Source organism: Pseudomonas sp. GD03858, from assembly GCF_029840925.1.
In the GTDB taxonomy this organism is placed as follows: domain Bacteria; phylum Pseudomonadota; class Gammaproteobacteria; order Pseudomonadales; family Pseudomonadaceae; genus Aquipseudomonas.
Window position 1 is genome coordinate 1 of record NZ_JAOCDM010000154.1, and the last position, 9,702, is coordinate 9,702.

Consider the following 9,702-nt stretch of genomic DNA (forward strand, 5'->3'; position numbering starts at 1 on the left):
GTCAAGCGGCACGTAGGCGCCACCGGCCTTGAGGATCGCCAGCAGGCCGACCACCATTTCGAGGCTGCGCTCGGCGGCGATACCGACCAGCACGTCCGGGCCAACGCCCCGCGCCATCAGGTGACGGGCCAGTTGGTTGGCACGCGCATCCAGCTGGGCATAGCTCAGGCGGGTCTCGCCGAACACCAGGGCTTCGGCCTGTGGCGTGCGGTCCACTTGGTCTTCGATCAGCTGCTGGATCGAGCGGTCCAGCGGGTATTCGGTGGCAGTGGCGTTCCACTGCTCGACGATCTGTTCGCGTTCCGCGTCATCCAGCAATGCCAGCTGGTCGAGCGCCAGCGCCGGGGCGGCGACGACCTGCTCCAGCAACCGCAACCAATGCTGGGCCAGGCGCTCGATACTGGCGACCTCGAACAGGTCCGTGGCATAGCTGAACTGCGCCAGCAGCCCGTCCGGGGTTTCCAGCGTGTCGAGCTTGAGGTCGACCTGAGCGCTCAGCCCGCCCACCTCGAGCACTTCCAGCTCCACCTGGCTGGCCAGGGCACCCGGCACCGCAGGTGCCGTCGCCTGGTGGTTGAACATCACCTGGAACAACGGGTTGTAGCTCAGGCTGCGCTCCGGGCGCAGGGCATCGACCAGTTGCTCGAACGGCAGGTCCTGGTGCGCCTGGGCCTCCAGCGACACCCGTCGCACCTGTTGCAGCAGGTCACTGAAGCCCTGCCCTTGGACGAACTCGGCCTTGAGCACCTGGGTATTGACGAAGAAGCCGATCAGCCCTTCGGTCTCCAGGCGATTGCGGTTGGCGATCGGCACGCCGACACGGATATCGGCCTGACCGCTGTAGCGGTGCAACAGCCCCTGGAACGAGGCCAGCAGCAACATGAACAGGGTCGCGCCCTGCTCGCGCGCCTGCGCCTTGAGCTGTTCCAGCAACGCCCCGGGCACTGGCAGGGCGAGACGAGCACCCCGGTAGCTTTGCTGGGCCGGGCGCGAATGATCCATCGGCAGTTCCAGCACCGGCTGCTCGGCGCCCAGCTGGGCACGCCAGTAGGCCAGTTGGCGCTCGCGTTCGCCGGCCTCCATCCACTGCCGCTGCCACAGCGCATAGTCGGCATACTGGATCGGCAACGCCGGCAACTGCGCGGCACCGCCATCGCTGAACGCCGCGTACAGGCGGGTCAGCTCGCCCACCATCACCTGCATCGACCAACCGTCCGAGACGATGTGGTGCTGGGTCAGTACCAACAGATGATCATCGGCCCCCAGGCGCACCAGGCGCACCCGCAGCAACGGGCCTTGCTGCAGGTCGAACGGGCGCAGCACCTCAGCGGCGACGCACGCCTCGATCTGCTCGGCCTGGGCCTGGGCATCCCCCTCCAGCCGCAACCGCTCGCGCGCGATCGGCAGCGCTGCCGCCGCGTCGATCACTTGCTGCGCCTGCCCCTGGACTTCGACGAAGCGGGTGCGCAGCGGCTCGTGGCGCGCCACCAGGGCATCGAAGCTACGCTGCAGCGCCTGCTCGTCGAGCGCGCCACGCAGGCGCAGGGCCAAAGGAATGTGATAGGCGCTGCCCTGCGGCTGCAATTGCCAGAGGAACCACTGCCGCTCCTGGGCATAGGACAACGGCAGGCGCTGCTCGCGCGGCTGTGCCAACAGCGCCGGCTCACGGCGTGTCAGGTCATCGCCCAGGGCCTGGCAGAACGCCGCCAGGGTGGCGTGTTCGAACAGGCTGCGCAGGTTCACTTCACGCTGCAGCCCTTGGCGCACCCGCGAGACCACCTGGGTGGCCAGCAGCGAATGACCGCCAAGGCCGAAGAAGTTGTCGTCCAGGCCCACCCGCTCGACCTTGAGCACCTCCTGCCAGATCTGCGCGACGCGCTGTTCCAGCACGCTGCGTGGCGCGACATAGTCCTGTTGGTTGTGGCTCAGGTCCGGCGCTGGCAAGGCGCGACGATCGAGCTTGCCGTTGCCGGTCAGAGGCAGGCTGTCGAGGAACAGCATATGGGCCGGCACCATGTAGTCCGGCAGGTGCTCGCGCAGGCTGGCCTTGAGCTGCTCGCGCAACGCCGCGGCCTGCGCCTGAGCCGTCGGCTCGGCGGGCACCACGTAGGCCACCAGTTGCTGTGCGGCGCCGCTGCCATGGGGCAGCACCACCGCCATGTTCACTTGCGGGCACGCCAGCAACTGGGCCTCGATCTCGCCCAGCTCGATGCGGAAGCCGCGAATCTTCACCTGGTGGTCGATACGTCCGATGTACTCGACCACGCCATCGGCGCGCAGCCGCGCCAGGTCACCGGTGCGGTACAGGCGCTCGCCCGCCTCGCCGAACGGGTCCGGCACGAAGCGCGTGGCGCTCAGGTCGCCACGCTTGAGGTAGCCGCGGGCAAGGCCGGCGCGGCCGATGTACAGCTCACCCACGCAGCCCTTGGGCACCGGGTTCAACGCCGGGTCCAGCAGATACCAGCTCAGGTCCGGGATCGGCTCGCCGATCGGGCTGCTGGCCACCTGCTCGAGGTCGGCCAGGGTCAATGGCCGGTAGGTCACATGCACGGTGGTCTCGGTGATCCCGTACATGTTGATCAGGCGCGGCGCCTGGTCGCCGAAACGCTCGAACCACGGGCGCAGGCTCTTCACATCCAGTGCCTCGCCACCGAACACCACATGGCGCAGGGCTTGGGCGCGGCGCTCGCTGGCCAGCGCCACCTGCATCAGCGACTTGAATGCCGACGGGGTCTGGTTGAGCACCGTCACCCCTTCATCGCAGAGCAAGGCATGGAAGTCTTCCGGCGAGCGGCTGGTGTAGTGCGGCACCACCACCAGCCTGCCGCCGTACAGCAGCGCGCCGAAGATTTCCCAGACCGAGAAGTCGAAGGCGAACGAGTGGAACAGGGTCCAGACGTCCGAGGCATCGAAACCGAACCAGTGCTCGGTGGCCTCGAACAGGCGCAAGACGTTGCGGTGGGCCAGCAAGGTGCCCTTGGGCTTGCCGGTGGAGCCGGAGGTGTAGATCACGTAGGCCAGGTTGTCCGGCGACATCGCCACCTGCGGATCGTGGGGGTTGTCGGCCAGCGTCAGCTGGTCGAGCAGCAGCGCCTCGACATGCGTCGGCACCGGCAACTGCGCCAGCAGCGCCGAGTCGGTCAGCAGCAGCTGCAAGCCGCTGTTCTCGATCATGTAGGCCAGGCGATCCTGCGGGTAGCTCGGGTCCAGCGGTACATAGGCGCCACCAGCCTTGAGGATCGCCAGCAGGCCGACCAACAGGTCAAGACCGCGTTCCATGGCCAGGCCCACCAGCACATCCGGGCCGACGCCACGGGCAATCAGGCCATGGGCCAGGGTGTTGGCCCGCTGGTTGAGCGCGGCATAGCTCAAGGTCTGCCCTTCAAAGCTCAGCGCGATGGCCTGCGGGGTGCGCGCGGCCTGGGCCTCGATCAGCCCGTGCAGCGTGGTGGTCACCGGGAACTCGCGCGGCGCCGGGTTCATCTGCGCCACCAGGGCCTGCTGCTCGGCGGCATCGTACAACGGCAACTGCGCCACCTGCCGCTCGGGGTCGGCGACGATGGCTTGCAGCAGGTTGCACCAGTGCCGGCCAAGGCGCTCGACCGTGGCCTGGTCGAACAGGTCGGTGGCATAGCTCAGGCGCGCCGTGAGCCCGTCCTCGTGCTCGAAGGTGTCCAGGGTCAGGTCGAACTTGGCGGTCTGGCTATCCCAGTCCAGCAGCTCCACGGCCAGCCCGGTGCGCCCTGTCTCCCGCGCCTGTTGGGCGCCACTGCCGCTCTGGTGGTTGAACATCACCTGGAACAACGGGGTATGGCTGAGGCTGCGCTCGGGCTGCAGGGCCTCGACCAGTTGCTCGAACGGCAGGTCCTGGTGGGCCTGGGCATCCAGCGCGGCCTGGCGCACCTGCTGCAGCACCTCGCTGAAGCGGCTGCTGGCATCGAACTCGGCCTTCATGACCTGGGTGTTGACGAAGAAGCCGATCAGACCTTCGGTTTCGACCCGGTTACGGTTGGCGTTGGCCACCCCGATACGGATGTCGGCCTGCCCCGAGTAGCGATGCAGCAAAGCCTGGAACGAAGCCAGCAGGACCATGAAACTGGTGCTGGCGCTGCGCTGCGCCAGTTGCCGCACCGCCTGGGCCAACGCGCCCGGCAGCTCGATCTGCACGCGGCCACCGACACCGCTGCGCGCAAGGCTGCGCGGGCGATCCAGCGGCAGCTCCAGCAAGGCCTGGTCGCCCGCCAGTTGCTCGGTCCAGTAGCCAAGCTGACGCTGGCGCTCGCCGGCCTCCATCCAGTGACGCTGCCACACCGCATAGTCGGCGTACTGGATCGGCAGTTCGGCCAGCAGCGGCTGTTCGCCCTGGCTGAACGCCTCGTAGCAGTGCATCAGTTCGCGCACCAGGACCTGCATCGAGCGGCCATCGGAGACGATATGGTGCTGGGTGAGCAGCAGCAGGTGATCCTGCTCGCCCAGCGTCACCAGCCGCACCCGCAGCAGCGGGCCGGCCTGCAGGTCGAACAGGCGCGCGCTCTCGGCCTCGGCGCAGGCACGCAGTTGGGCGTCCTGGTCGCCCTCGGCCAGGGTCAGCGCCGCGCGTTCGAGCAGCACGCGCCCCTGCGCATCGATCACCTGGGCCGGTTGTTCCTGGTCGGCGAGGATGCGCGTGCGCAGGCTGTCGTGCCGCGCCACCAGCACATCGAGGCTGTCCTGCAGGGCCTGGGCATCCAGCGCGCCGCGCAGGCGCAGGTTGACCGACATGTGATAGGCGGTGCTCTGCGGGTCGAGCTGCCAGAGGAACCACTGCCGCTCCTGGGCGAACGACAGCGGCAGCACGGCCAGCTCATCGCGAACCTGGGGAATCGGCAGGTTGGCCGGCGACACGCCTTCGGCGAGCATCTTTTCCAGGTAGGCCTGGCGTTTGTCCAGCGGCAGCAGGATGAAGCGCTTGGCGATCCGGGCGGCGACGTTCTGGTCCATCAGATTTCCTCCATTTCGTCGAGCAGGAACTCAAGCTTGTCCAAGGTCGAAGCCTGCACGGCCGCCCCTTGCGCATTCAGTTGTACGGCGAAGGTCGCCAGCGTCGGGTACTGGAACAGCAGTTGGGGAGTCAATGTCATGCCAAGCTCAAGATGGATACGGGACACCAGGTTCACTACCAGCAAGGAGTGCCCACCCAGTTCGAAGAAGTTGTCGTCGCGGCCGATGCGGGCCACGCCCAGCACCTGTGCCCAAAGGTCCGCCAGGTCGCTTTCCAGCGCGCCCTGCGGCGCGACATAGGCGCGTTGCTGTTGCTCGAGCTGCGCTGGCGGCAAGGCCTTGCGGTCGAGCTTGCCGTTGGGCGTCTGCGGCAACACGTCGAGGAACAGCACCTGGCTGGGCAGCATGTAGCCGGGCAGATGCTCGGCCAGCGCGCCGCGAATACGCTCGCGTAGCGCAGGTTGCTGCTCGGCTGGCGGCACCTCGCCGGTCGCCAGGTAGGCCACCAGTAGCGCGCCGGCCGGACCGTCCAGGGCCAGCACGGCGGCTTCGCGGACCTGTGGCAAGGCCAGCAGGCGCGCTTCGATCTCACCCAGTTCGATGCGGAAGCCGCGAATTTTCACCTGGTGGTCGATACGGCCGATGTACTCCAGCTCGCCGTCGCCACGGCGGCGGATCAGGTCGCCGCTGCGATACATGCGCTCGCCATCGGCCGCGTGGGGGTTGGGCACGAATTTCTCGGCGGTCAGCGCGGCGCGCCCCAGGTAACCACGGGCCACCCCGGCGCCACTGAGGTACAGCTCGGCGGCAATGCCCACCGGCACGGCCTGCAGATCACCGTCGAGCAGGTGCGCGGCGCTGTTGTGCAGCGGCCTGCCGATGCTTGGCCGGCCGCCAGCCGCGCGGCGGGTCCAGGTCGAATAGGTGGTGTCTTCCGAAGGGCCGTAGAGGTCGTATACATGCTCGAGCGCCGGCAGCCCGTAGAGGCTGTCGACCAAGGACTGTTTCAGCGGCTCGCCGGCCAGGTTGATGATGCGCACGCTCGCCGGGATGCCATCGCTGCGCAGCAGGGCATTGACCGCCGAAGGCACGCTGTTGATCAGCCTCACCTGCTCGCGGGCCGGCAACCGCGGCAGTTCCAGGGCATTGCGCGCGAGGATCAGCGAGCCGCCACGGGCCAAGGTGACAAACAGCTCCCACACCGACAGGTCGAAGCACACCGAGGTCGAGGCCAGCACCCCTTGCAGGTCGTCGCGGCTGTACACCTCTTCGCTCCAGCGCACCAGCGCCGCCACGTTGCGGTGGGTGATGGCCACGCCCTTGGGCTGGCCGGTGGAGCCGGAGGTGTAGATCACATAAGCCAGGTTGTCGGCATGCAGCTTCAGCCGCGGCGGCTGGTCCGGGTAGTCGTCCAGCGCCAGTTCGTCGAGGCACAGGGTAGCCAGGCCGCTCGGCCACATGGCCGCCAGTCGGCGCTGGGTCAGCAGCAGCTGGGCGCCGCTGTCCTGCAGCATGTAGCCGACGCGCTCGGCCGGGTAGTCGGGATCCAGCGGCACATACGCGGCGCCTGCCTTGAGAATCGCCAGCAGGCCGATCACCAGTTCCAGGTTGCGCTCGCAGGCGATGCCCACGCGGCTCTCCGGCCCCACGCCCTGTTCGCGCAGCTTGTGCGCCAGGCGGTTGGCGCGGGCCTCGAGCTCGGCGTAGCTCAGCTGTTGCTCACCCCAGGTCACGGCCAGGGCGTGCGGCGTGCGCGCGACCTGGTCCTGGAACAATTCGCCGATGCTGCTGTGGCGCGGGTAGTCGACGGCGTTGGCGTTCCAGCGCGCCAATTGCGCCTGCTCGGCGTCGTCCAGCCAGGGCAGCTCGCCCAGCGCCCCGTCGGCCTGCTGGGTGAACGCCTGCAACAGGCCAGCCAGGTGCCCGGCGAGCTGCTCGATCACGGCCGCGCCGAAGTGCGCCCGGTCATAGCTGAACTGCACGCCCAGCTGGGCACCTGCGGCCACCAGCACGGTCAGCGGATAGCTGGTCTGTTCACGGCTGTGCACATCACCGAAGCTCAGCCCCTCGGGAGACTGCTGCTTGAGGGTATCGGCGACCGGGTAGTTCTCGAACACCAGCAGGCTGTCGAACAGCCCTTCCCCCCCCTGCCCGGCCCAACGCTGAACATCGGCCAGCGGCGTGTGCTCGAACTCGCGCAAGGCCAGGCCGTGCGCCTGCACTTGCTGCAACCAGCTGGCCACGCTCTGCTCGCCGCGCGGACTGGCGATTACCGGCAGGGTGTTGATGAACAGGCCGATTTGCTGCTCGATGCCGCGCAACTGTGCCGGACGCCCGGCCACCGTGGCGCCGAAGGCCACCGTGGCCTGGCCGGTATAGCGTTGCAGCAGCAGCAGCCAGGCGGCCTGGACCACGGTGTTGAGGGTGACCTTGTGCTGCCGGGCGAAACCGGCCAGGCGCTCGCTCTGCGCCGGATCCAGGCGCAGGTAATGGTCGCCGTGGCCGGCCTCTGCCGCATGGGAATAGACGCTGGCCAGACGCGTCGGGCTTTGCAGCGCCTGTAGCTGCTCGCGCCAGAAGGCTTCGGTGCGGGCGCCATCCTGCCCCTGCAGCCAGGCGATGTAGTCACGGTATCGACCACCGCCGCGGGCGGGTTCCACCCCGTTGTAGCGCTGCAGCACTTCGCCCAGCAGCTGCGAGTTGCTCCAGCCATCCATGAGGATATGGTGCGAGGTGTAGACCAGGTGCCAGGCATTATCGCCGGTGCGCACCAGTTGCAGGCGCAACAGGGGCGCCCGGCCCAGTTCGAAGCCTTTGGCCCGCTCGTCATCGGCCAGGGCCTGCAAGGCTTCGGGCAGGTCGTGACGGCCGCGCCAGTCGTGCAACTGGCAGGGCAGCTCGGCCTTGCGCGCCACCCACTGCAGCGGTTGCTCGAGCCCGGCGCCCCAGTGGAAACCACTGCGCAGAATGTCATGGGCATCCAGTGCTGCCTGCCACGCCTGACGGAAGCGCTGGGGGTCGAGCCCTTCGACATCCAGTTGCATCTGGTTGATGTACTGCAACGACGCCTGGTCATACAGCGTATGGAACAGCATGCCTTGCTGCATGGCCGACAACGGATAGAGGTCGGCCAGGTTGTCGATGCTCAGTGGCAGCGCATCCAGCTGTTGCTGGCTCACCCGCGCCAGCGGGAAATCCGAAGGCGTGACGCCGTGGTGGCCTGCGCAGTGGCCCACCAGTTGCTCCAGCTCCTCGCGGTAGCCGGCGGCCAGCGCCTCGATGGTCGCTGGGGCGAACATCCGCTCGCTGAACGACCAGGTCAGACTGAGCACGCCGTCATAGACCTGGCCATTGAGCGTCAGCCAGTTGCCCAGCGGCGCGTCGATATGCTGATTGCCCCCGGCTGCCTCGGCCGCTGGGGTGAACAGTGCGTCCTCGGCGCTGAAGCTGCCGTCGAATTGCCCCAGGTAGTTGAAGGTGATGCGCGGCACGGGCAGTTGCGCCATGGCCGCGCGCGTCTCGGCGCTGCCCAGGTAGCGCAGCAGGCCGTAGCCGATGCCCTTGTGCGGCAGCGCGCGCAGTTGCTCCTTGATGCCCTTGATCGATGCGCCCAGGTCGGCGGCAGGCGTCAGGCGCACCGGGTACAGGCTGGTGAACCAACCCACGGTGCGGGTCAGGTCGATATCGTCGAACAGCGCCTCGCGACCATGGCCCTCCATCTGCAGCAGCAGGTCGGCGTCGCCGGTCCAGCGGCAGACCACCCGCGCCAGGGCCGTCAGCAACAGGTCGTTGACCTGGGTGCGGTAGGCGCCAGGGGCTTCTTGCAGCAGGCGTGCGGTGTGGGTCTTGTCCAGCACCGTGCGCACGACGCAGGCGTGGCGCGCGCTGAGGCTGGCCTGCGGATCGAGGCACGGCAGCTGCCGTGGCGCATCGAGCAGTTGTGCGCGCCAGTAGTCCTGTTGCTGGCGCAGTTCGTCGCTGTCGGCGTGCCGGTGCAGCCGCTCGGCCCAAGCCTGGACCGAACTGGTCCGGGCCGGCAACTGCGGCTGCTCGCCGCGCAGCAGGCCGGCATAGAGCGCTTGCAGATCTTCGAAGAGGATGCGCCACGACACGCCGTCCACCGCCAGGTGGTGGATCACCAGCAGCAGTCGCTGCTGGCCATCGGCGGCGGTTACCAACAGCGCGCGCAGCAGTGGACCGTTCTCCAGGTCCAGGCTGCGTTGTGCTTGCTCGGCCAGCGCCTCCAGCTCATCCAGGCTGCCCAGCGCGTGCTGCCAGAGCAGTGCAGGCGCGGGGGCGTCGGCGAAATGCGCCTGCCAGCCGCCCTCGCCCGCCTGGAAGCGCAGGCGCAGCGCATCATGGTGACGCACCAGCGCCTGCAGCGCGGCGTCCAGCAGCGGCGCATCCAGCGGTTGTGCCGGCTTGAGCAACACCGACTGGTTCCAGTGATGACGCTCCGGGATGTCGGTTTCGAAGAACACCTGCTGGAACGGCAGCAGCAAGGCCTGGCCCTGGGCCGGTTTCTGGTCGATCTGCACAGTCGTGTCGCCGACCTGCGCGACCGCCGCCAGATCGGCCACGGTCTGGTGCTGGAACAGCGCCTTGGGCGTGAAGCGGATACCGGCCTGGCGTGCCCGGCTGACCACCTGGATCGAAACGATCGAATCGCCACCCAGCTCGAAGAAGTTGTCGTGCAGGCCCACCTGCTCGACCTTGAGCACC

At 68.1% G+C, this 9,702-nt stretch carries 2 protein-coding genes; both read right to left on the reverse strand.

Annotation, left to right across the window (positions count from 1 at the left end):
- The coding region (locus tag N5D48_RS24550) for a non-ribosomal peptide synthetase (RefSeq protein WP_279888621.1) at positions 1–4,980 on the reverse strand (4,980 nt) is incomplete at its 3' end.
- Positions 4,980–9,702, reverse strand: a 4,723-nt coding sequence (locus N5D48_RS24555; protein WP_279888622.1) for a non-ribosomal peptide synthetase, incomplete at its 5' end; no start/stop codon positions are given. The genes N5D48_RS24550 and N5D48_RS24555, both read right to left, overlap by 1 nt.